Raw genomic sequence first — 22,247 nt, 5'->3', positions numbered from 1 at the left:
GAGCTTCTTGCCAGGATTAATTATTTATTACAAATGCTTATTCTTTTATAACCTTAAAAGTTTCTATACCATCTTGGGTCGCGATTTTCAAAACATAAAAACCTGACGTTAAACCTATAACATTTATCGTTCCGTCACTGGTTTTGCCTTTTAATGCACTTTTAGATTCAAAATCAAAAAACTCGAAATCAAAATTTTTAGTTTTTAAATTCTCAACTGAAATAATTGTAACAGCGGGATTCGGAAAAACAAAAGGCTTTATGGTATTCGTAACTTCTGTTTGAACATTATTACAGGCACTTTCTAATAACGATGGCAAATCGATCTCATCATAAGCCAGCGTATAATTGAGTTCATTGGCTTTCTGAAACAATTCGCAGGCTTTTTTGTATTTATGCTGATCGAGATAGATAATACCCAGATTTTTCATGGCGTATGAATTGTTTTTATCCATTTCTAAAGCCGCCTTTAAATCAGCAATTCCTTTATCTGATTTTCCTAATTTATGATAGATTAAACCTCTGGTCGTTCTTAAATCCCGACCTCCGTAAGCTGTGGTTCTTTCTATTATGGCACTTTCAGATTTAAAAGCTTCCGTGATATTTTCCATTGCTTTTTCATATTCCCCCATATCACTATACAATCTTGCCAGTGCCCATCTTGCATGCGCGTGATTAGGCTTTTCGGCGACAATTTTCTCTAAGTAATAACGCGCCAGATCATTCGATTTTCGTTGCTGCAATAAAGAGGCAAAGTTGTATAAAATACGTAAATCATCAGGAGCGTTTTTTATTGCTTTGTGGTAATAATTAAAAGCAAAACCTTCCATTTCCAGTGATGCATAAATACTCGCCAATCGATCGTAAAGTTTACTTCTAAAAGCGGCTTTCTTTTTTTCTAAAGAATCGGCCAAAACCAGATCTTTGTTTTTAGGATCTTTATCCAGAGAATATTCTACTTTTTTTAAATCCTCCAGTGCCAATGTTGTGTTGCCAAGACTAATGCTCAGAACACCGCGATTATAAAGATCATTAACTCTTGTTGGATTATAATTTGTTTTGATGTTGATTTCTGTCATCAACTTCAACGCTTTTTTAACCGTTTCTTCCCTGTCTTTGTTAAAAGGCAATTTATGATCGGTTCTGTTTACTAATTTTCCGTGAGAGAATTTCCAGGTTACCAGTTTTTCACCTTGTTTGTTGTACTGAAAAGCATCTAAATCTTTAAACCCTTTATCATCATAATAAAAAATCTCATTTAGTTTTCCGTTCGAATAATAGGTTTTTGTGCTGTCCGGTTTATTGTCCGGTCCGTACCAAATTTCTATAGAAACCACATGATCATCATAAAAATAACGGGAAACATTTTCTGCAGGAGTATTGCTTTTTTCCTGACCAGATAGCAAAACAGGCAAAAACAATAAGGCAAACATTATTTTTTTATAAAACATAAATGGTTCTGTCAATTTTTTTTGGATTAAATGGAAATTCAAATTTCGACAAATTTAATTATGTTCCCGAAATAATTCATTTGTTTTTAAATCTGTGAAACTTTTCATAAAAATTAAAATGATCGATTAACAGAAACAAATTTGTTTTAATTTTATAAGGTTACCTAACAAGTTTAACTTTATAAAAATGCAAACAAAAGAATTAGCGTCATCATTAAGAACGGTTATATCGCTTTTGCACAAAAGCTTGCGCAAGCAAATGTATTCTATCAATACGCTTTCGTTGACCGAAATGGAAACTGTGGGCCACTTGATTCGAAACACTCGTTTGCTTCCTTCTGAATTGGCAAATTTGACCCGGGTTAAAACACAATCGATGTCACAAATCATCAAAAAATTTGAAGGATTGGAGATTATCACCAGAACTCCTTCGACTGAAGATGGCCGAAAAGTCTACATTTCCTTAACCGAATACGGAAAACAAGCGGTTGAAAAAACAAGATTTGATCGTGATGAATGGCTCACCGAAGCCATAAGCCAAACTTTAACAAAAGAAGAAAAGGAATTACTGGAAAAGGCAATTCCTATTTTGAATAAAATTGTCCCTCTTAACTAAATACAAACGTTATGGAATGGTATCATTATTTTATGGGTTTCTGGTCTGGCATGTTTCTCGCCAATTTTGTTCCGCATTTTGTTAACGGAATTTCCGGCGATAAGTTCCCAACTCCTTTTGCCAATCCTCCGGGAAAAGGACTTTCGTCGCCCACTATAAATGTCCTTTGGTCTTTGTTCAATTTATTGGTAGGATATATACTTTTTGTAAAAGCCAAAATTTCAATTGACAATACTATTTCGGTATTGATTTTCTTTTTAGGAATTACCTGTATCAGTATTCCGTTAAGCAAAAGATTTTCTGGAAAAGAAAAACAATAACTCCATGTCAAAGATTTTAAACATCAGAACATTCAAAGCGTTTCAAAGCCGAAATTATGCTTTGTTTTTTGGCGGACAATTGATTTCGAGAATCGGAATGTGGATGCAGCGCACCGCTGTCGTCTGGATCGTTTATAGCATGACACATTCTACATTTATGTTGGGATTAACAGTTTTTGCAGAACAATTTCCATCTTTTTTATTCTCGCTTCTGGGCGGAGTTGTTGCAGACAGAAACAATCGTTATAAGGTTTTAATGATTACTCAAATTATATCTGCAATGCAAGCGGTGCTGCTGACGGTTTTAATCTTTATGGAGCATTATGTCATTTGGGAAATATTGAGTTTAAGCGTTCTTCTCGGGATTGTAAATGCTTTTGACATTCCGGCAAGACAACCATTAGTTCATGATATTATCAAGAAAAAAGAAGATTTACCAAATGCGATCGCCTTAAATTCAACACTCAATAATCTTGCACGATTAATTGGTCCGTCACTATCCGGAATTGTACTCTTGAAATTTGGAGCTGGAAACTGTTTCTTATTGAATGCGATAAGTTTTATAGCCGTAATTATATCCTTATTATTAATGAAATTACCGCCTTATAAACCAAATCCAATCAAAAAGAAAATCTATACAGACCTGAAAGATGGTTTATTGTATCTTAAAAATACGCCAAAGATTAGCGTTATTCTTTTGATGTTATCACTTTTATGTTTACTTGTAATTCCCTACAATACGCTTTTGCCGGTTTATGCCAAAATCATCTTTAAAGGAAACGCAGCCACTTTTGGTTACATCAATAGCTTTATTGGTTTGGGAGCCGTAATTGCAGCTATTTATTTAGCGTCTTTAAAATCAAGTACGAACCTGAAAAGAGTTTTATTTGTAAACACGGTAATTTTAGGCGTAAGCTTAATCATTTTTTCTCACTTAAATATTTTTCCAATCGCAATGGCCGTTGCCATTATTTGCGGATTTGGTACAATGTCGCTTATACCAATTTGCAATACCATTTTACAGCTTGAAGCTGAGGAAGCCATGAGAGGAAGAGTAATTAGCTTTTTTGCAATGGCAGCTTTTGGAATGATCCCAATAGGAAGCCTTTTCATCGGGATGGTTTCTAAATATATTGGCGCGCCCAACAGCTTAATGATTCAGGGCGTTATAGCACTTATTATCGCGATTTCGTTTTATGTGTTTTACAAAAGAAAGAAAAAAACGCAGGAAATAGTAATCCCGATTCAAACAGAAGAAACAGACAATATCAACAATCAAATCTAAAAAAATGGAACAAAACACCGCTTTACTTGTCATGGACATGCAACTTGGAATATTATCCAATTTTCCAAATCCAGAAAACATCATCAAAAACGTAGCTAATGCTATAGAAATTGCCAGAGCCAAAAACATTCCTGTAATATATGTAACGCTTGAATTTAAAAACAGGATTTCAGACATTAGTCCTAATAACAAACTTTTTGCACCGTATAGAGAACGTATTAAAGACATAAATTTAAATGAATTTTCTAAAGTTCATCCTGCATTAACGCCACAAGAAGGTGATATTCGTGTTATGAAACGTCGTATAAGCGCTTTTACAGGAAGCGGATTAGAAGTTGCTTTAAGATCAAACGGAATTCAGCATATTATACTTTCAGGCGTTGCAACTGGTGGAATCGTACTTTCGACCACGACTGAAGCGGCGGACAAAGATTATAAAATCAGTGTTTTGTCTGATGCATGCGCAGATCGTGATGAAGAAGTACATCGCGTGCTAACAACCAAAGTATTCATTCGTCATGCAAATGTATTGACTATTGAAGAATGGAAGAATTCTTAATATCGAAAATGTTATTACACAGAGATTCAAAAAGCACAAGGCCGAAATTCAAAATTTTGAACACGAATTTCACAAACTAAATAGCCACTTAAAATTCGTGAAATTCGTGTTTGTTTTGTACTTGTATTCACACTATTGGATTAATCCCCTAAAAATAGTCAATCCAAAAATTCAAGAATAAAATTTCCGAATCTCTGTGCTACCTTCATGAATCTCTGCGAAACTAAAACCCTATTTATATTCCACCAATAATTCTTTTAATTCATTGGTTTTTAAATAAGCAGCAAAACGTCCGGACAGCAATAACATTTCACGTTCTTCGGGAGTAATTCGCAGTTTTGTTTCGACATGCGAGGCATATTCATATAACATCAAAACTTGTCTGGCAGCTAAATTTTTGAATTTTTCTTTGTTTAAAGTGGCAACAATTATTTCACCTTCTTTATCTTTTTTAAAGGAATCTTCACCAAACCTAATGATTAGTTCCTGTTTGAAATTTGCATACAATTTTGCCCAACTACCCGATTCATCATTTGTGTTTTTTAATTCGAACACTAAATCTTCATAAGGGTAATCTTTTTCCATCTTTACCAAATAATCCCTAATGGTAGTAAAACCAATGATTTGATAATTAGAAATTGGTATTTTATAACGTTCAAAAGTACTTTCAACATCTTTATCAAAAGTCATGTAGCGTGTTTGAACGGTGTATAAAGAAGCGGTTTCAAACAACGAAATCAATCTTATTTTGGCATCAGTTATATATGGCGTTTTTTTTCCTTGTCCCAGACAATCAATAAAAAGGGCTTTCTTATTCTTCTCATTCACTTTGGTATCATTATGAAGCAATTCGACCAAAGTTTTATATCCCATATTATCTGAAGCACCGCCATCGACAATGCATAATATTTTATCCTGGTCTTTAACCCCAAATTTTACTTTTGGCAAAACACCGGGAAAAGCAGAACTCGCCGTTATAGCATAGGTTAAAGGAAAATTATAACCGTCATTAATATTATTTTCATTTAATGCAATCGTAGCTTTATTTGGAGCCAAAGAAGCATTAAGATTCAAACCGCGAATAATATGCGGCATAAACGGAATCCGTTCGCCATTATTAAAAGCGGTTCCGTTGGCAACAAACATGGGTAACAACGGAATTGTTTTACTATCCTTTGGAACAAAAAAATCCGACAATAACATTTGAGAATTAAACTTATTGATATTATCAGGATTCGTGGCGTCGTATTGCAAAATATCCGAATCTATACGCTGGGTCATTGATATTTTATCGCCTTTTTCGTTTCGGCTATTGTTTAATAAAGACAAAATATTGGCTGATTTATCGACATAATCTTTATAAGCATCGGCTTTAGAAAAGTAAAATTCGTTGAACGAACAATTGTCATGAAATAACTTATTCTTGAGGATCGTTAAATAATATCCTGCCGAAAAGCAACCACCGGAAACCGTAGAGAAATAATCTATTTCGTTTAAGAAATTACGTTGCGAATTATTTCCTTTAATTTCTTCTAATCCTAAAAGTACGCCCATACTAAAAAACTGGGCTCTCGAACCTCCTCCAGAAATCCCGATTCCTAAAGCAATATTAGGATTCTGAAACTTTTTATCACGATCCTGAACTGATTTATAATCGCTTAACGAAACCGAAGGAATTGAACTATAATTGATTTCTGAAAAAAGGTTTATTTTGTTTTGAGAAAATCCTGTTTGAAGAAAAAGCAACAGCAATATTAGGCAGTATCTATATCTCATTTTTTAACTTTTAAAATCGCTAAATCATCAAAGGCGAAGTTACGAGAATCTGTAGTAAGTTAGAAATCAAATAATAAAATCTTAACATACCGAAATTTGAAGCGATCTAAAAACAAAACCGTGTAATTAATAAAAGCTAAATTAAACACATAGAAACATAGATTTTATGTCTAGAAAGAATAAAAAAGAAATAGATTTCTTTGACGCGGCTAGCTTCGTGTGTTTTAAATAAGTAAAAACGTCTTTTTTGAGAATAAAGAATCTATGTTTCTATGTTTTAAGAATAATTACGCCCAACTGTAGAACCTAATTAATTATAATACTTCTTGTTGGTGATGCAGTACAAGCTGCTTTTCCGTCCTGAATCGTAATATCAGCTCTTACAGTATAAGTTCCGGCGGCAGTATAGATATGCGAAATTGTTGTGTTGGTTGTGGTTTCAGTTGTTCCGTCACCAAAAGTCCATTTAACAGATTTAAACTCATAATTTCCAGTATACTCCACAACAAAATCAACTTTTTTAGCATTTTCAGGATCAGTTTTATTCTTAAATTTCATAAAAAATGACTCGCCAAAACAATCAATTCCTTTATCCAGATCAGATTTGCTACAAGAATAACCTAACAACAATACTGCAACAATACATACAATTTTAAATCTGGTTTTCATGGTATTTAGATTTTTCAGTTACTATTTATATTGACATTTATGCAAATATAATTAATATCGTGCATTTGTTTTTTGACAATTATCATGAAAAAACGTTTTTTAATCAACATTAAATAATCTCAAAATAATGCATTATGAATATTAAGAAACAATAAAATATTCCACCCAATCCCCATAGCTATCGGGAGCAAAGATTCGCAAAGTTTTTCATAACAACTGTCAGAACGAAGTCGAAGCTTCGGAAAAAGCTCCACAAAGTTCTATTTTAACGCCAAAGATTAAAAGATTAAAATGATTTTTTTAAATCTGCCTAAATCTTTTAAAATCTGCGTGAAACAAAAAATTCGCTATCTATCACTATCTAAATTTCGAGAAATTTCGAATACATTCAAATAAAAACGCATTATAATCTTTGCGCAGATGGATTAAAATCCATCCTTATAATATAAATCGAGCCGAAGGCTCTTTCTAAAAACTTTGTGTGGCTTCGACTCCGCTCAGCCTGACAATCCTAAGAATATCTTTACGCAGATGGATTAAAATCCGTCCCTACAATATAAATCGAGCCGAAGGCTCTCTATAAAAAATATTGAGCCTTCGCTCCTGATATCTATAGGGATTGTGTGCGGTTTTATAGACATTCAAACAAATAACTTTGCGTGCATTGCGAAACCTTAGCGTGCATTGTGGTTAAACAACAAAACCTAAGCTCTTTTTATCTCATGCCCAACATATTCCTCTAAAGCTGCAAACATATCATCTACCGAAAGCACTTCGAAATCAGGGTGATTTTTCAGGAAACCGGCATTCAAAGTAATTAAGTTTTCTTCTAGTTCGAAGAAAGTATCGTTGTTCAGCAAATCTCTTGTTGGGTTTACACCTTCCAGTTTTCCGCTAAGAAATTTATTCAGCTTTACGCTACTCATCAGTTTTACTTTTTTGCTTTGTTGTTGGAATAATTCCAAGTGTTTTTCGGCGCCAATCAAAGCCAGACCTTCTTCGATAAGTTCGTTCAGTTCCTTATTCCAACCTGATTTGTGTACAAACTGAGCAAAATTTCCTTCAGCATATTGCGAGTAGTAATAATCAAGATAATAACTCATCAAGGCATCTTCGTGAATAAACTCATCATCGACATCTTCCTCACGCATTAAATTGATTACCGAAATATTAGAGTGAATCACATCCTGAAGATTTTCACTATTCATTGCCGTTTCAGAAACTAGTATTCTACCGAATTCCTCCATTTTGTTTGTTTTTATATATTGATTTGCAAATTTCAGCTAAATTAAAACAGAAACGAAATACAATCTGATTTAAATAGCATCAGATTCATCACTATTCTTTTTCTGATTCATTTTTGTCACCAAAGCCTTCAAGCGCAAAGCATGCGCTTTTTTCTCCTCCTGAATTTTGGCTTTTTTCTTATTGAGTAGTTTAGTATGCAAAGCCTTGTTTTTCGTGTTTTTCTCGGGACCTTTTGCCATGATTTGCTCTTTTAATTTACGTTTACAAAGATAGGGAACTTGATATAAATATTTTTTTAGGCGTTTCAGCCGCCGCGAATCGGGCTATTGCTGCAAGTCCTCGCACTTCCTTCGTCAAGCTGTGGGCTTTTCGCTGCTATCCCTAACGCTGATATTTTTTTTATAAGAAAATTATTCCTTTTATTATATCAAGCTTCATTAAAATAGTATTTTAGCACTTTCACACAACTAAAGAAAACATCAACAATAGCAGTAAAGCAATGGGCAAAACCAAAGATTTTCTAGATACATTTTCAGATCACGAATTGGCTTTTTTTGCCAAATACAAACAGCATACTTACATGCGTGATACGCAAGAAGACATAAAAAATTACATACTAGAAAGAAACTTGACTCAAAAAGCTATTGATCAATTTATTGCCCAACCAACACAACTCTATTATGAAAATGCAGAATGCTGTCCTCGTTGTGGATCAGACAAGCTATTAATTAACAATGTACAATGGACTCAAACTCATCAAAAACATAATTACGGAAGTGACTTCATTTTTAAGGATAGTTTATATAATGGAGATGTAATCTATAAAGATGAGATCATCTGTAATGTTTGTGACTTTTGGCTAGAAGATCCAAACAATCAAAATCCGAACAAAAAGAGAAAGAAAACCTGGATAATTTGGGATTTGTTCATGTCTGCTTTTGATTAAATCTGTTAAATTTACAATCCGATAATACAGATTTAGAATCTGTGTTCGTAATGACAAAATCAATCAAAGCAAAATCACCATGACCCAAATCCACCACCTCAACTGCGTAAAAATTGTTTCACCCGTAAACGATAATGTTTGCGGACATTGCCTATTGATTCAGGAAAACGACAAACTCATTTTGATCGATACCGGTATTGGTCTTTTAGACATTCAAAACCCGGAAGAAAGAATCGGTCAGCAGCTTATAGACATGGTTGGTTATCATTTCGACGAAAATCAAACTGCAATAAAACAAATCGAAAAATTGGGACTAGATCCCGCAAAAGTTACTGATTGCATTATTTCGCATCTGGATAATGATCATATTGGCGGATTGGCAGATTTACCAAATGCAACCGTTCATGTAGGAATTGAAGAATACAAAAGTTTTCTTTCCGGAAATCCCAGATATCTCAAAACACCTTTATCTCATAACCCAACAATTAAAACTTATGAAAAATCAGATTTTGATTGGTTCGGGTTTGAAGCCAGAAAAGTCAGTATCGATACTGAAACAGAATTTTTTCTTATTCCGCTTTTCGGGCATACGTTAGGACATTGCGGTGTAGTTTTTAAAACAGAAAAAGGATGGTTATTTTATATTGCCGATGCTTATTATATGCGAATTGAACTTACTGACACTAATCATCCGGTAAATCAACTGGCGCAAATGAGAGCCGAAGACAATAATTTAAGATTAAATACATTAGACAAAATCAGAAATTTAATAAATGAACATCCGGAAATTGAAGTTTTTGGATATCACGATATCGAAGAATTTAATTTTCATCAGAACTGAACCACATTCCATTCAAAATAAAATTATAAAAATAGAATAAATTGAAAATTTTCAACTGGTTTAATACAAGAGCAAATAACTCAAAATTTGAGAAGACATTTTCATCTTTAAAAAGAATGGGAAACATAGTTCCAAGTGCAAAAACCACTTTTGAATTATTAAAAGAATTAAATCGGGAATCCACAGATCCGGAATCAGACATTTTAATTTCTGAATTCGATAAAATTCAATATGGATCTAACACCAATAGTTATTTTTACTTTTATTTGCCAATAGTGACTCATATTCTCTTTTATAAACCGCAATATGAAAAAGATATTTTAAGATATTTGATAGGTCCAAATTTTGCAAACGGAACATCAGAAACCAATGAAATGATTGCAATCATAAAAGGAGCAATGGATTTTAAACTTAAAGAAGATAAATTCTATTTAAGCAAAGAAAGTCAGTTTTAGGTTTTAAATGAACTTCCTAAACTAGAAAAAGAAGTTCAAAGAGAAATATATGTTTGCTGGAAAGAACTTGATGAATAAAAATTAAAACTTTACTATGAAAATACAAATCGTACTTATCTCGTTACTTTTATTGTTCATCTCTTGTTCTAAAAAAGAAGAATCAAATGTAACGTTTAAATATTTCGATTTTACTTTTAGCAACACTTTCGAAACTAGTTTTTCGGTAAAATTCACTCCAAACGATAGTGTTTATATTAGAGAACATTGGAGTGGCTACGATGCTTTTGACAGCACTAAGATTCCAAAAAGCAAAACAAATTATATCGCTTTAATAAGTAAAAAAGATAAAGCAAAACTGTTAGATTTAATTTCTAAAACGCAACTGAAAAAATACAACGAGAGTTATCAGGAAGATTATAGCGATGGGAGATATTACACCTTTTATATTGACAAAGATTCAATCAAAAAATCAATTGCAATACACAGCCACAAAGACGATGTTCCAAAAGATCTGGATTCTTTAGCAAAATGGATTTATACCTGGAAAAAGAAAGTAAGATTAATTGAAACCAATAAAAAGCTAACTTTTTTCAGCTCAAAATCTGTTTTACCTCCGCCGCCACCGCCACCGCTATTAAAAACGAAATAAAATGAACCCAACTTTCTTCGCAACCCAAAACGAATTCAGAGCATGGCTAGAAAAGCATCACCAAAAAGAAACCGAACTTTTAGTAGGTTTCTATAAAGTCAACAGCAAAAAACCGTCAATGTCGTGGTCAGAATCTGTAGATCAGGCGCTTTGTTTTGGCTGGATCGATGGCGTTCGAAGATCAATTGATGACCAAAGTTATTTGATAAGGTTTACACCAAGAAAAAAATCCAGTATTTGGAGCGCGATCAACATCAAAAAAGTCGAAGATCTTACCAAAGTAGGATTAATGACGCGCGAAGGTGAGAAAGCTTTCGCACTAAGATCTGAAGAAAGATCCGGAATTTATTCGCACGAAAAGGAACCATCTATTCTTGATCCTGAGTTTGAAAAACAATTTAAAGCCAATACAATCGCCTGGAAATATTTTAATACACAAGCACCATCGTACAAAAAAGTTATGATTCACTGGATTATGACGGCAAAACAGGAAAAAACCAGAATTTCGAGACTTGAAAAAACAATAAATATTTGCGCAGAACAAAAACGAATGTTGTAAAAGAAAAACGATTCATTGTAACTTAGATCAAAGAACAAATAGTAACTTTATTCTATCGAATTAATTTCAACAAAAAGAAATCATAATGAAAGATAGAATAACATTAGAATACTACGTTTTAGATGTATTCTCTAACAAAAGTTACAAAGGAAATCCGTTGTCTGTTGTTTTTACTGATGGCGATTTAGCAATCGAAGCATATTCGAATATTGCAAAGGAATTTGGCTATTCTGAGACTTCATTTGTTTATTATTCGACAACACAAAAAGCTTTGAATGTTAGGTCTTTTACACCTTCAGGTTTTGAAGTTGATGGCGCCGGACACAATTTATTAGGTGCCGTTTGCGCTGCCTTACTCAAAAAAATCTCCATATTTGAGGAACAAAATGAAACCGATCATTTTGTAATCATGAAAGATAGTCCGATTCGATTAACCACAAGTTTTGATCCCCTTACAGCAGATCCAATTGTGCAAATGCATCAAAAACCAGCAACTATTGGTCAGGAAGTTCCGGCTTCGAGAATCGCAAAAGCACTTGGTTTAACTATTGACGATTTAACGGTAGACGATCTTTTGCCTACAATAGTTCAAACAGAAGTTGCGCATGTTATGGTTCCCATAAAAAACAGGAGATTTCTACACGATTGCATTCCGGACAACAAACGCTTAATCGAAATCTCTAAAGAATACGACTTTGAAGGTTTCTATTGCTTTACACTTTCTGACGAAGATCCAAATAATATAGCCGAAGCCCGATTTTTTAATCCCTTAATCGGAATCAATGAAGACGCTGCAACAGGAACAGCTGCGGGACCATTAATTGGATTTTTGACCCAACATAAATACACGCAACCCAATACCGAATATAAAATTCTGCAAGGCGTAAAATTGAGTCAGCCTTCGCTTATTGAAGTAATGGCAAGAGAAAATGATATTTTAGTAGGCGGTTCTGCGGTTATAACAATGCGTGGGGAACTTTATATATAAAAAAAGCTGCATGATGCAGCTTTTATAGTATAACCAGAAAATAAGATTTCTTAGTTTGTTTTCATTGGTGGTAAATCGAATGCGATAGAATCGTGTTCGAAATTATTACGGTGCCCTCCATCGCAAAAAGGTTTGTTTGCAGATAATCCGCAACGGCAAAGTCCTAATGCAGCTCTTCCTTGTAGTCCGTAAACAGTTCCTTCAGAATCCATGATTTCAAAATCACCTTCGATTTTAATAGATCCGTTTTTATTGATGATTAATTTTGTCTTGCTCATAAAATTGTCTTTGTTTTTTCAAGGCAAAGATTGCAAAATAAATTTTTAAGATTTTAATGCGGGTGCTAGTTTAAACTGGTTCTATTTTATGGTGTTATTTCACAGAGGTTAATATCAATTGGGTTGAAATAATCGCGCAAAGGTTTTATGTTTTGTCAGGCGAAGTCAAAGTCAATGGCACGCGGATGACACGGATCACTTCGTGAAAACGCTGATCAATACGGATTTTTTTCTTGTTTCGGTTTTCTTTGTGAGACTGAGACGAAGCCTCGCAAAGATTGGCGTCTCTAAACACGGAGACTGGACTGAAGTCCAGCCCTACAAAATAAATCGTTCCTCTGGAACTTTTTTTGGAGAGAGCCTTTGGCTCGGGATGTATTGTAAGGCTGGACTCAGGAGAATGCACAGAAATCCAGCCCTATAAAAAAACGTTCCTCCGAAAATTTTAAGGAGAACCTTAGGTTCGGAATATATTGTAGGGCTGGACTTTAGTCCAGTCTAAACCAGAAAGGAAAATGTCAATCTTTGTCGAGTTTCTAGTGGGATTTCTGCCTTTGGTCGAAATGACAAATTGGAGCGAATTTCTTTGCACCTTTACTGAAATCCAGTCCTATAAACAAATCGTCCCTCCGGAACTTTTAAAGAGAACCTTAGGTTCGGATCATATTGTAGGGCTGGACTTCAGTTCAGTCTAAACCAGAAAGAAAAATGTCAATCTTTGTCGAGTTTCTAGTGGGATTTCTCCCTTTGGTCGAAATGACTAATTGGAGCGAATTTCTTTGCGCCTTTACTGAAATCCAGTACTAAAAAAATCGTTCCTCCGAAAATTTTAAAGAGAACCTTAGGTTCGGAACATATTGTAGGGCTGGACTTCAGTCCCGTTTAAACCAGAAAGAAAAATGTCAATCTTTGTCGAGTTTCTAGTGGGATTTCTCCCTTTGGTCGAAATGACAAATTGCAGCGAATTTCCTTGCGCCTTTACGACTTTGCAAGATTATTTTAAGCTATACAAATAAAAAACTTCGTGAATCTCAGTGAGAACCTTCAAGAATCTCAGTGGTTTTTCTTTGTGAAACTCCGCAGAATAACAAAATCTCAATTCTATTGCTTATTTTTGCACTCAATAAAATTGAGTTATGATACAAAATCCAAAGAGATATACTATTACGGCGGCATTGCCTTACACGAATGGACCTATACATATTGGGCATTTGGCGGGGGTTTACGTGCCTGCAGATATTTATTCGAGATATTTACGTTTGCAAGGAAAAGACGTTGCGTTTATTTGCGGAAGTGATGAACACGGGGTTGCAATTTCGATGAAAGCTAAAAAAGAAGGAATTACACCACAAGAAGTTATTGATAAATATGACGGAATTATCAGAAAATCATTCAATGATTTCGGAATTTCGTTTGATAATTATTCTCGTACTTCGGCTAAAATTCATCATGATACAGCTCAGGAATTTTTTAGAACATTGTATGATAATGGTGATTTTATTGAAGAGGTAACAGAGCAATTGTATGATGCAAAAGCGAATCAGTTTCTTGCAGACCGTTTTGTGGTTGGAACTTGCCCAAAATGTGGCAATGATGGAGCTTACGGAGATCAGTGCGAAAATTGCGGATCTACTCTAAATGCTACGGATTTAATTAACCCAAAATCGACGATTACCGGAGAAACTCCAATTTTGAAATCGACAAAACACTGGTTTTTACCTCTTGACAGATATTCTGATTTCTTAACTGAATGGATTTTGGTTGGACATAAAAACGACTGGAAACCTAATGTTTACGGACAAGTAAAATCATGGATCGATGGCGGTCTTGAACCTCGCGCAGTAACGCGTGACCTTGATTGGGGAATTGATGTTCCTGTTGAAGGTGCCGAAGGAAAAAAATTATACGTTTGGTTTGATGCACCAATAGGATATATTTCATCAACTAAAGAATGGGCTCTCCGCGAAGGAAAAGACTGGGAACCGTACTGGAAAGATGAAGACACGAAACTGGTTCATTTTATAGGGAAAGACAATATTGTTTTTCACTGCGTTATTTTCCCTGCGATGCTTAAAGCCGAAGGAAGCTATATTTTGCCGGATAATGTTCCTGCAAATGAGTTTTTGAATTTGGAAGGAAACAAACTTTCGACTTCTAAAAACTGGGCGGTTTGGCTGCACGAATACCTGGAAGAATTTCCGGAGAAACAAGACGTTTTGCGTTATGCATTAACCTCTAACGCTCCTGAAACTAAGGATAATGATTTTACCTGGAAAGATTTTCAGGCGAGAAATAACAACGAATTGGTTGCAATTCTCGGGAACTTCATTAATCGTGTTGTGGTTTTAACCAACAAATATTACGACGGATTTATACCTACGCCAAACGAATTATCTGAGGTTGACGAAAAGACTTTAGCAGAATTAAAAGCGTATCCAGCCGTGATTTCAAGTTCGGTTGAGCGTTACAGATTCCGTGAAGCTTTGGGCGAATTGATGAATGTTGCGCGTTTAGGAAATAAATATCTTGCCGATGAAGAGCCTTGGAAAGTAATGAAAGACAATCCGGAGCGTGTAAAAACTCAAATGTATGTTGCCTTGCAAATTGCTGCTGCGTTGAGTATTCTTGCTGAACCGTTCTTGCCTTTTACTGCTGCAAAGTTGTCAGGAATCCTGAAAAATGAAGGTAAATTGAAATGGAATGATGTTACTGAAAATTCAGAATTGATTCCGGAAGGTCACCAAATTGGTGAAGCCGAATTATTATTCGCAAAAATAGAAGACGAAGAAATACAAAAACAAATAGATAAATTGGAAGCTACAAAAACAGCTAATATTGCCGAAAACAAACAAGCAGAACCTCAAAAAGATTTAATTCAATATGAGGATTTCGCCAAAATGGATTTACGTGTAGGAACTATTATTGAAGCTGAAAAAATGCCAAAAGCCAACAAACTTTTGGTTCTTAAAATTGATACCGGAATTGATGTTCGTACAATTGTTTCGGGAATTGCCGAAAGCTTTTCGCCAGAAGAAATCATTGGTAAACGTGTTACGGTTTTAGCCAACTTAGCGCCAAGAGCTTTACGCGGAGTTGAAAGTCAGGGAATGATCCTGATGACAACAAATGCAGAAGGTAAATTGGTTTTTGTAAATCCTGATACGGATGCACCAAATGGTGAAACGATAAACTAACTTTTTTGTAAAAAGTTAGATGTGAATTGACAAATGTTAAAACATTAGAAATTTCTCATGTTTTTTCTTTTTACCCGAGTTTATAGTTGTAAGTTTTTCTCGACAAAATATCTTGAGACTTTAAATAGAAACTTATTCAAAGTTAACATAAGCGAACCCTCGCCAAGGTGCTGGAGCAGGAAACTGCCCTTAATCTATCCTCGGATATTTTGTCACACCTAAAGTGAGGGTTTCGTGCGTTTAATATTTTCGATATGACAAAAGAAAATCACAAACATCAGAAACGGCTGTAATGACAGCAATGGCAAAATTTCTTTCGGACATTTGGTTCGTAGATGAAATCAGGGATCAACCAGAACAGCTAGCCGAGATTTTCGACGCTATTCTGGTAACAGAAACAGGAGATTATCAAGATCTTCGCATTAAAATGATAAGCTGCATTAGAACCATCAAAACTTTGGTGCAAGCGCTTGAACCTTTTTCGGATACGGAAATTAAAAAAGCTTATCAAAAAATGATGAATGCCTAATACCACACAAAAACAAATTTAATCTTTACATTTTTTTGTGCTGTCAGGCACTAAATATCGGTAGAAATATTAGGTTTCAAATTCGTTGGCGTGCCGTAGGTACGCAACAAAGCGAAACTATTGCGTACCTACGGCACGCCAAATTTGATTCAATTCATGTTTTCTACCAACATTTAGTGCCAATGGACATTTTTATATTTATTAAAAAAGCGTGAATTTATTAATCATTTTAATAGATTCGCTCTTTTCGTTTTATAAAGAACCAATAAGTCATGACAAACCAAATAAAATTAACCCTTACGCTATTTCTCCTTTTAATTTTTACCTCTTCGAAAGCACAAAACATAGGTGCTTTTGCAATTATTAAAGACAAAAAAGATGGTTTTGTGAATGTACGGGATAATAATAATGCGAAATCAAAAATAGTAGGTAAAATTTCTGAAAATCAGGTTTTCGAAGATATGGATGCCATACAAGGCGAAAAAAATGAATGGGTTTACATTACTTACGGAGTTTCAAAACAGAAAACAGGCTTATCAAACAAACCTGAAGATCAGGAATTTGGTTATATTCATAAAAGTCGAATTCAATATTTAAGCAATCTGCCAAAATTACGAATGAAGATTATTTCTGAAAATAATGCCGAATTTAAAAATGACGATCTCACGATTACTATCCAAACCGGAAAGTTCATACCAAAAGAACATCAGATTAAAAAACAAGATGGCTTTATATCAAAAATAGATGACCAATATCCATGGGGAATTGACGGAATAAAACCTGAAAATCTTATCGAAATAAAAACTATAAAAATTACCACTAAAAATGAAGTTTATAATATCCCAATAAATAATCTAACCGGAATATATAGTCCTAATTTCAAAAACACGCAAATTTATATTGGTCCGGAGAAAACAATTTTTATAGGAATGTCTAACGGAGACGCTGCCGGAGCATATAATGTAGTCTGGACAATTAAAGACAATAACGCAAAAGATCAATTTGTTTTTAGGGATTTCTAAACAGATAATAATCATAGAAAAGCACGCGTATTTCAGTGATTTTGTAATTACTTTCTTATATAATTTTCATGCAAATTAGTTTTGTTAAATAAAAAACAAGATATTAGCGCCTAATCATTCAAAAAATACAAAATGATAGAACTGTTAGATAGTTTACCCACTTTACTCAAATCTTTTTGGTATATCGCTATCCCAACAAGTATCATTTTTATAATTCAAACCATTATCACCTTTTCGGGTTTGGATATTGGTGATGGTGTTGAGACTGATTTTCACGGCGACACACATGGCGGAGGTGATTTTCAGCTTTTTTCGTTACGAAATCTTATCAATTTTTTATTGGGATTTAGCTGGACAGGAATTTCTTTTTATACCACAATTGGCGATAAACCCATATTTCTGATTATTACTTCACTTGTTGTTGGGGTTTTGTTTGTCGTTTTGTTTTTTCTGGTGATCAGACAAGTACAAAAATTAGCCGAAGACAACTCATTTAAAATCACCAATACTTTAAACAAAACTGCCGAAGTTTATTTGACTATTCCCGAAAACAAAAAAGGCAAAGGCAAAATCATGATCAGCGTACACGGTGCATTTCACGAACTTGAAGCCATGACTGAGAATGAAAGAATTCAATCAGGCGCAATCGTTAAGGTCATAAAGATAGAAAACAACAATATTTTAATAGTAGAATCCATTTAACATAACCAAGCATGAATCCAATTATTTTAATTGCAGTTGCGGCAATAGTATTTTTCGTAACAATTTCGGCATTAATATCAAGGTACAAACGTTGTCCTTCTGATAAAATTTTAGTCATTTATGGTCGTACCGGCGGAACATCGGCAAAATGTGTTCACGGAGGTGGCGCCTTTATCTGGCCTGTAATTCAGGATTATGCATTTTTAGATTTAAAACCGCTTTCTATCGAGGCAAATTTAACTAATGCCCTGAGCAGACAAAACATTCGTGTAGATGTTCCGTGTAGATTTACAATCGCTATTTCTACAGAATCTGATAGTATGAATACGGCGGCAGAAAGACTTTTGGGTTTATCATCTGAGCAGATTCAGGAATTGGCAAAAGATATTTTATTTGGGCAATTGCGTTTGGTAATTGCAACAATGACAATTGAAGAAATCAACTCTGACCGTGATAAGTTTCTGGACAATATCTCGAAAAACGTTGATAGCGAATTAAAGAAAATTGGTTTAAAACTGATCAACGTAAACGTTACCGATATTAAAGACGAGTCTGGCTATATCGAAGCTTTAGGAAAAGAAGCTGCTGCAAAAGCAATCAACGAAGCAAAAATTAGTGTTGCTGAACAGGAAAAAATTGGAGAAACCGGTAAAGCTCTTGCAGATAGAGAAAAAGACACTCAAATCGCAGAAACTCACAGAGACAGGGACGTAAAAATTGCTATTACGCAAAAAGACAGAGAAATTAGTATTGCAACTGCCGCAAAAGATGAAACCATTGGAAAAGCAGAAGCCGCAAGAGACACAAGGGTAAAAACGTCTGAAGCAAATGCAATTGCGATTCAGGGAGAAAATGAAGCAAAAATTGCTATTGCAAATTCTGAAGCTTTGCGTAGAGAAAAAGAAGCAGAATCGTTGCGTATTGCCATAACTGCAGAGAAAGTACAGCAAGCAAGAGCATTAGAAGAATCGTATCTTGCAGAGCAAAAAGCCGAATTGGCCCGTTCTGAAAGAGAACGCTCTACGCAAATTGCCAATATTGTAATTCCTGCCGAAATAGCCAAACAAAGAGCCATTATCGAAGCGCAAGCTGCCGCAGAAACCATAAGAGAAAATGCAAAAGGTGAAGCTGACGCAATTTTTGCAAAAATGGAAGCAGAAGCGAAAGGTTTATTCGAAATTTTAACGAAACAAGCCGAAGGTTACAAACAAGTTGTTGCCGCTGCCGGCGGAGATCCAAGCAAAGCATTCCAATTATTATTATTAGAGAAACTTCCAGAATTGGTCAGAACTCAGGTTGAAGCGGTAAAAAACATCAAAATTGACAAAATTACCGTTTGGGATTCTGGCAATGGTTCTGGTGAAAGCGGAAATTCATCGACTGCAAATTTTGTTTCTGGAATGATGAAAACCGTTCCACCATTAAATGATTTATTTAATATGGCTGGACTTAATTTACCTTCTTACTTAAAAGGCGAAAATATTGCTGAAGTTCCACCAACAGTTGAAGTGGTACAAAAAGAAGAATAAGAATCAACTTATTATTGTATATTCTATAAATTGCGTGAACTTTGCTTCACGCAATTTTGTTTTAAAAAAGAATTTAAAAAACACTTACAAGAGTAATTCGGTAAGTTAGAAACGCATTACAATGAAAATTACCAAACCAAGATTAGCCTTAATCGGAGGAATACTATGTATTTCGATTTTCCCGATATTGGTTAAACTTAAATTAGCACCGGGATTAATCTCGGCTTTTTACCGCATGGCTTTTGCCATTCTATTATTATTGCCATACGTACTTTTAAGCAAAAACTTTAAACTTCCACCATTAAAATTCACATTACTTGCAGCACTTTGCGGGGTTTTATTCGCCTCTGATGTTGCTGTCTGGAATATTGCCATTCAGGATTCAAGCGCAACTCAGGCTTCGCTGCTAACGAATTTATCACCGCTTTGGGTTGGTATTGGTTCTTTTTTCTTTTTGAAAGTAAGACCTACAACTAATTTCTGGATAGGAACTGTGGTTTCTTTATTCGGCATGATTACTTTGGTTGGCTTTAGCTTTTTTCTGGAATTGAATTTTAATCAAGCATTCTTGTTTGCCGTTTTATCCGGAATTTTATATTCTATTTATCTTTTAGTGAGTAAAAATGTTCTTTCTCAAGTCGATGTTTTATCGTTTATGACGATTAGTTTATTGGCTTCAACTGTATATTTAGGAATTATTTGTTATGCATTAAACGAACCTTTAACAGGATTTTCTAATGCTGGCTGGTTTCTGTTTGTGTTACAAGCCGTTATTTGCCAATTGTGCGCCTGGCTTTCTATTAGTTATGCCACACAACATATGCGCGCAACAAGAGTTTCTTTAAGTTTATTGAGCCAGGCAGTAATTACAGCCGTATTAGCTTGGTTATTTTTAGAAGAACAAATAACTTTACAAATGGTTTTTGGCGGAATCATTTTGCTATTCGGAATCAGGATTACGTTTTACGATAAAACGATTTCTCTTAAGAGGATTTTTCTAAGAATTAGGATTGAGAAATGACGCGCGGATGACACGGGTTTACGCGGATTGAATTTAAAATAGTTTGTGAATTTGTGGCAAAAAAATAGTTTAACGCAGATCCTTTTATTTAATCTTTTTTAATCATCTAATCTGTGGCAAAAAAAATTAGTGCTAATTCGTGCAATTCGTGGCTAAAAAACTTGAAACAAAGAAAACCTGAAACCTGAAACAAAACAACCTTGAAACAAAAACACCATGTTACATAGAAACAAAATACCAAACTTAAAAGTAATTGCATTCGATGCTGATGATACTTTGTTTGTCAACGAACCTTACTTTCAGGAAACAGAACATAAATTTTGCGCTTTGATGGAAGATTATCTTTCACATCAGGGTATTTCGCAAGAATTATTTAAGATCGAAATTCAGAATTTACCTTTATACGGTTACGGAATCAAAGGATATATTCTGTCGATGATTGAAGCTGCGATGAATATTTCGAATAATACAATCCCTATTGAAGCGATCGCAAAAATCATTCAATACGGAAAAGAATTACTCGAAAAACCTATCGAACTTCTGGACGGAGTCGAAGATACCTTGAAATCTCTACACGGAAAATACAAATTGGTTGTTGCTACAAAAGGCGATCTAAAAGACCAACACAGCAAATTACATCGTTCCGGTTTGGGTCATTATTTTCATCATATAGAAGTAATGTCAGACAAACAAGAAGTTGATTATGAAAAATTACTGGGTCGTTTAGACATTAAGGCCAATGAATTTTTGATGATTGGAAATTCATTGAAATCTGATGTTTTACCGGTTCTCGGAATTGGAGGTTACGCCGTTCATATTCCGTTTCATACCACTTGGGAACACGAAAAAATTAGTCACAAAGTCGAACACGAGCATTTTAGTTCCTTCGAAAAAATTACTGAAATACTTCAGAACTTATCATAATGAAAACACTTTTAGATTTAGAAAACTGGAACAGAAAAGAACATTTCTTATTTTTCAAACAATTAGAAGAACCTTTTTTTGGTGCAACCGTAGAAATTGATTGTACAAAAGCCTACCAAACTGCAAAAAGCATCAAGGCTTCTTTCTTCATATATTACTTGCACAAAACATTGGTTGCAGTAAATTCTATTGAGAATTTCAAGTATAGAATCGCTGATGACAAAATTTATATCAACGATCGTGTTGACGCATCGGCAACAATTGGGCGCGAAGACGGTACTTTTGGGTTTTCATTAATCGAATATAATCCTGATTTTAAAATATTTGAACAAAATGCTTTAGCAGAGATTAAGCGTATTCAAAGTACAACCGGACTTTTTACAAGATCATTTGACGATGATAACGTAGTTCATTTTTCGGCGATTCCGTGGTTAAATTTTACTTCGCTTTCGCATGCCAGAAGCTACACGTTTCCAGACAGTTGCCCTAAAATTTCTTTTGGAAAAATGATCACTTCCGAAACCGGAAAAAGAACAATTGCAATGTCTGTTCATGTTCATCATGGATTAATGGATGGTTTGCATATGGGACAATTTGTCGATTATTTTCAGGAGTTAATGAATGTTTAGAAAGCACATTTAACCCTATTCTGTTATATTTATGACTTTTATTGGGTCATAATTCTTA

Annotated in this window: 25 protein-coding genes; 19 read left to right on the top strand and 6 right to left on the bottom strand. The window is 34.5% G+C overall.

The window, feature by feature from the left end:
• Nucleotides 1–37: 37 nt before the first annotated feature.
• Entirely contained in the window at nucleotides 38–1,465 is a 1,428-nt protein-coding gene (locus tag NJT12_RS00760) for a tetratricopeptide repeat protein (protein WP_271334014.1), read from the bottom strand.
• Nucleotides 1,466–1,637: 172 nt separating this feature from the next.
• On the opposite strand from NJT12_RS00760, the gene NJT12_RS00755 reads away from it, so the two are divergent.
• Genes NJT12_RS00755 through NJT12_RS00740 form a run of 4 tightly spaced genes read left to right on the top strand, consistent with a single transcriptional unit; the run spans nucleotide 1,638 to nucleotide 4,230 of the window.
• Nucleotides 1,638–2,066 (top strand): MarR family winged helix-turn-helix transcriptional regulator, encoded by a 429-nt coding sequence (locus tag NJT12_RS00755; RefSeq protein ID WP_271334013.1) that lies wholly within the window; start codon nucleotides 1,638–1,640, stop codon nucleotides 2,064–2,066.
• 11 nt (nucleotides 2,067–2,077) lie between these two features.
• A complete protein-coding gene (locus tag NJT12_RS00750; protein WP_271334012.1) occupies nucleotides 2,078–2,386 on the top strand; it encodes a hypothetical protein in 309 nt (102 codons plus the stop codon).
• Between the two features lie 4 nt (nucleotides 2,387–2,390).
• Nucleotides 2,391–3,671 carry an MFS transporter gene (locus tag NJT12_RS00745; protein ID WP_271334011.1) on the top strand — a complete coding sequence of 427 codons (1,281 nt, stop codon included), beginning with the start codon at nucleotides 2,391–2,393 and terminating at the stop codon, nucleotides 3,669–3,671.
• 4 nt (nucleotides 3,672–3,675) lie between these two features.
• Nucleotides 3,676–4,230 carry a cysteine hydrolase family protein gene (locus NJT12_RS00740; protein ID WP_271334010.1) on the top strand — a complete coding sequence of 185 codons (555 nt, stop codon included), beginning with the start codon at nucleotides 3,676–3,678 and terminating at the stop codon, nucleotides 4,228–4,230.
• A gap of 231 nt (nucleotides 4,231–4,461) precedes the next feature.
• On the opposite strand, the gene NJT12_RS00735 is transcribed toward NJT12_RS00740, so the two are convergent.
• From NJT12_RS00735 to NJT12_RS00720, 4 genes are all read right to left on the bottom strand, one after another.
• Nucleotides 4,462–6,006, bottom strand: a complete 1,545-nt coding sequence (locus NJT12_RS00735) for a patatin-like phospholipase family protein (RefSeq protein WP_271334009.1) — start codon at nucleotides 6,004–6,006, stop codon at nucleotides 4,462–4,464.
• Between the two features lie 306 nt (nucleotides 6,007–6,312).
• Nucleotides 6,313–6,675, bottom strand: coding sequence for a PKD domain-containing protein (locus NJT12_RS00730; protein WP_271334008.1), 363 nt, complete (start codon nucleotides 6,673–6,675; stop codon nucleotides 6,313–6,315).
• Between the two features lie 704 nt (nucleotides 6,676–7,379).
• Complete coding sequence (locus NJT12_RS00725) at nucleotides 7,380–7,922, bottom strand: DMP19 family protein (protein WP_271334007.1); 543 nt, start codon at nucleotides 7,920–7,922, stop codon at nucleotides 7,380–7,382.
• 69 nt (nucleotides 7,923–7,991) lie between these two features.
• Entirely contained in the window at nucleotides 7,992–8,162 is a 171-nt protein-coding gene (locus NJT12_RS00720; RefSeq protein ID WP_271334006.1) for a hypothetical protein, read from the bottom strand.
• 260 nt (nucleotides 8,163–8,422) lie between these two features.
• On the opposite strand from NJT12_RS00720, the gene NJT12_RS00715 reads away from it, so the two are divergent.
• The 6 genes from NJT12_RS00715 to NJT12_RS00690 all read left to right on the top strand — a co-directional run bounded on the left by NJT12_RS00715 (nucleotide 8,423) and on the right by NJT12_RS00690 (nucleotide 12,361).
• Nucleotides 8,423–8,869, top strand: a complete 447-nt coding sequence (locus tag NJT12_RS00715; protein WP_271334005.1) for a hypothetical protein — start codon at nucleotides 8,423–8,425, stop codon at nucleotides 8,867–8,869.
• Nucleotides 8,870–8,948: 79 nt separating this feature from the next.
• The gene (locus tag NJT12_RS00710) at nucleotides 8,949–9,710 is read left to right on the top strand and encodes an MBL fold metallo-hydrolase (RefSeq protein ID WP_271334004.1); all 762 of its coding nucleotides are present in this window, start codon (nucleotides 8,949–8,951) and stop codon (nucleotides 9,708–9,710) included.
• 116 nt (nucleotides 9,711–9,826) lie between these two features.
• Nucleotides 9,827–10,165 carry a hypothetical protein gene (locus NJT12_RS00705; protein ID WP_271334003.1) on the top strand — a complete coding sequence of 113 codons (339 nt, stop codon included), beginning with the start codon at nucleotides 9,827–9,829 and terminating at the stop codon, nucleotides 10,163–10,165.
• A 94-nt stretch (nucleotides 10,166–10,259) separates the two neighbouring features.
• The gene (locus NJT12_RS00700) at nucleotides 10,260–10,814 is read left to right on the top strand and encodes a hypothetical protein (protein WP_271334002.1); all 555 of its coding nucleotides are present in this window, start codon (nucleotides 10,260–10,262) and stop codon (nucleotides 10,812–10,814) included.
• A gap of 1 nt (nucleotide 10,815) precedes the next feature.
• The gene (locus NJT12_RS00695; protein ID WP_271334001.1) at nucleotides 10,816–11,373 is read left to right on the top strand and encodes a YdeI/OmpD-associated family protein; all 558 of its coding nucleotides are present in this window, start codon (nucleotides 10,816–10,818) and stop codon (nucleotides 11,371–11,373) included.
• A gap of 85 nt (nucleotides 11,374–11,458) precedes the next feature.
• Entirely contained in the window at nucleotides 11,459–12,361 is a 903-nt protein-coding gene (locus NJT12_RS00690) for a PhzF family phenazine biosynthesis protein (protein ID WP_271334000.1), read from the top strand.
• A gap of 50 nt (nucleotides 12,362–12,411) precedes the next feature.
• Here NJT12_RS00690 and NJT12_RS00685 read toward each other — a convergent pair whose 3' ends face one another.
• Nucleotides 12,412–12,639, bottom strand: a complete 228-nt coding sequence (locus NJT12_RS00685) for a CDGSH iron-sulfur domain-containing protein (protein ID WP_056248078.1) — start codon at nucleotides 12,637–12,639, stop codon at nucleotides 12,412–12,414.
• Between the two features lie 515 nt (nucleotides 12,640–13,154).
• Here NJT12_RS00685 and NJT12_RS00680 point away from each other — a divergent pair.
• From NJT12_RS00680 to NJT12_RS00640, 9 genes are all read left to right on the top strand, one after another.
• Entirely contained in the window at nucleotides 13,155–13,334 is a 180-nt protein-coding gene (locus tag NJT12_RS00680) for a hypothetical protein (RefSeq protein ID WP_271333999.1), read from the top strand.
• 441 nt (nucleotides 13,335–13,775) lie between these two features.
• The gene (metG, locus tag NJT12_RS00675) at nucleotides 13,776–15,833 is read left to right on the top strand and encodes a methionine--tRNA ligase (RefSeq protein ID WP_271333998.1); all 2,058 of its coding nucleotides are present in this window, start codon (nucleotides 13,776–13,778) and stop codon (nucleotides 15,831–15,833) included.
• 292 nt (nucleotides 15,834–16,125) lie between these two features.
• Nucleotides 16,126–16,362: a hypothetical protein gene (locus NJT12_RS00670; protein WP_271333997.1), complete on the top strand. Its 237-nt coding sequence runs from the start codon at nucleotides 16,126–16,128 to the stop codon at nucleotides 16,360–16,362.
• A 272-nt stretch (nucleotides 16,363–16,634) separates the two neighbouring features.
• Nucleotides 16,635–17,384, top strand: a complete 750-nt coding sequence (locus NJT12_RS00665; RefSeq protein ID WP_271333996.1) for a hypothetical protein — start codon at nucleotides 16,635–16,637, stop codon at nucleotides 17,382–17,384.
• Nucleotides 17,385–17,516: 132 nt separating this feature from the next.
• Nucleotides 17,517–18,086, top strand: a complete 570-nt coding sequence (locus tag NJT12_RS00660) for a serine protease (protein WP_271333995.1) — start codon at nucleotides 17,517–17,519, stop codon at nucleotides 18,084–18,086.
• Nucleotides 18,087–18,097: 11 nt separating this feature from the next.
• Nucleotides 18,098–19,615: a flotillin family protein gene (locus NJT12_RS00655; protein WP_271333994.1), complete on the top strand. Its 1,518-nt coding sequence runs from the start codon at nucleotides 18,098–18,100 to the stop codon at nucleotides 19,613–19,615.
• Nucleotides 19,616–19,736: 121 nt separating this feature from the next.
• Nucleotides 19,737–20,636: a DMT family transporter gene (locus tag NJT12_RS00650; protein ID WP_271333993.1), complete on the top strand. Its 900-nt coding sequence runs from the start codon at nucleotides 19,737–19,739 to the stop codon at nucleotides 20,634–20,636.
• A gap of 216 nt (nucleotides 20,637–20,852) precedes the next feature.
• Nucleotides 20,853–21,560, top strand: a complete 708-nt coding sequence (locus tag NJT12_RS00645; RefSeq protein ID WP_271333992.1) for an HAD family hydrolase — start codon at nucleotides 20,853–20,855, stop codon at nucleotides 21,558–21,560.
• Nucleotides 21,560–22,189, top strand: a complete 630-nt coding sequence (locus NJT12_RS00640) for a chloramphenicol acetyltransferase (RefSeq protein WP_271333991.1) — start codon at nucleotides 21,560–21,562, stop codon at nucleotides 22,187–22,189. The genes NJT12_RS00645 and NJT12_RS00640 overlap by 1 nt, the downstream gene beginning before the upstream one ends.
• The last annotated feature ends 58 nt before the right edge of the window (nucleotides 22,190–22,247 follow it).

The organism is Flavobacterium azizsancarii (assembly GCF_027980145.1).
Taxonomy (GTDB): domain Bacteria; phylum Bacteroidota; class Bacteroidia; order Flavobacteriales; family Flavobacteriaceae; genus Flavobacterium; species Flavobacterium azizsancarii.
This window is presented reverse-complemented; position numbering and strand designations above follow the sequence as displayed.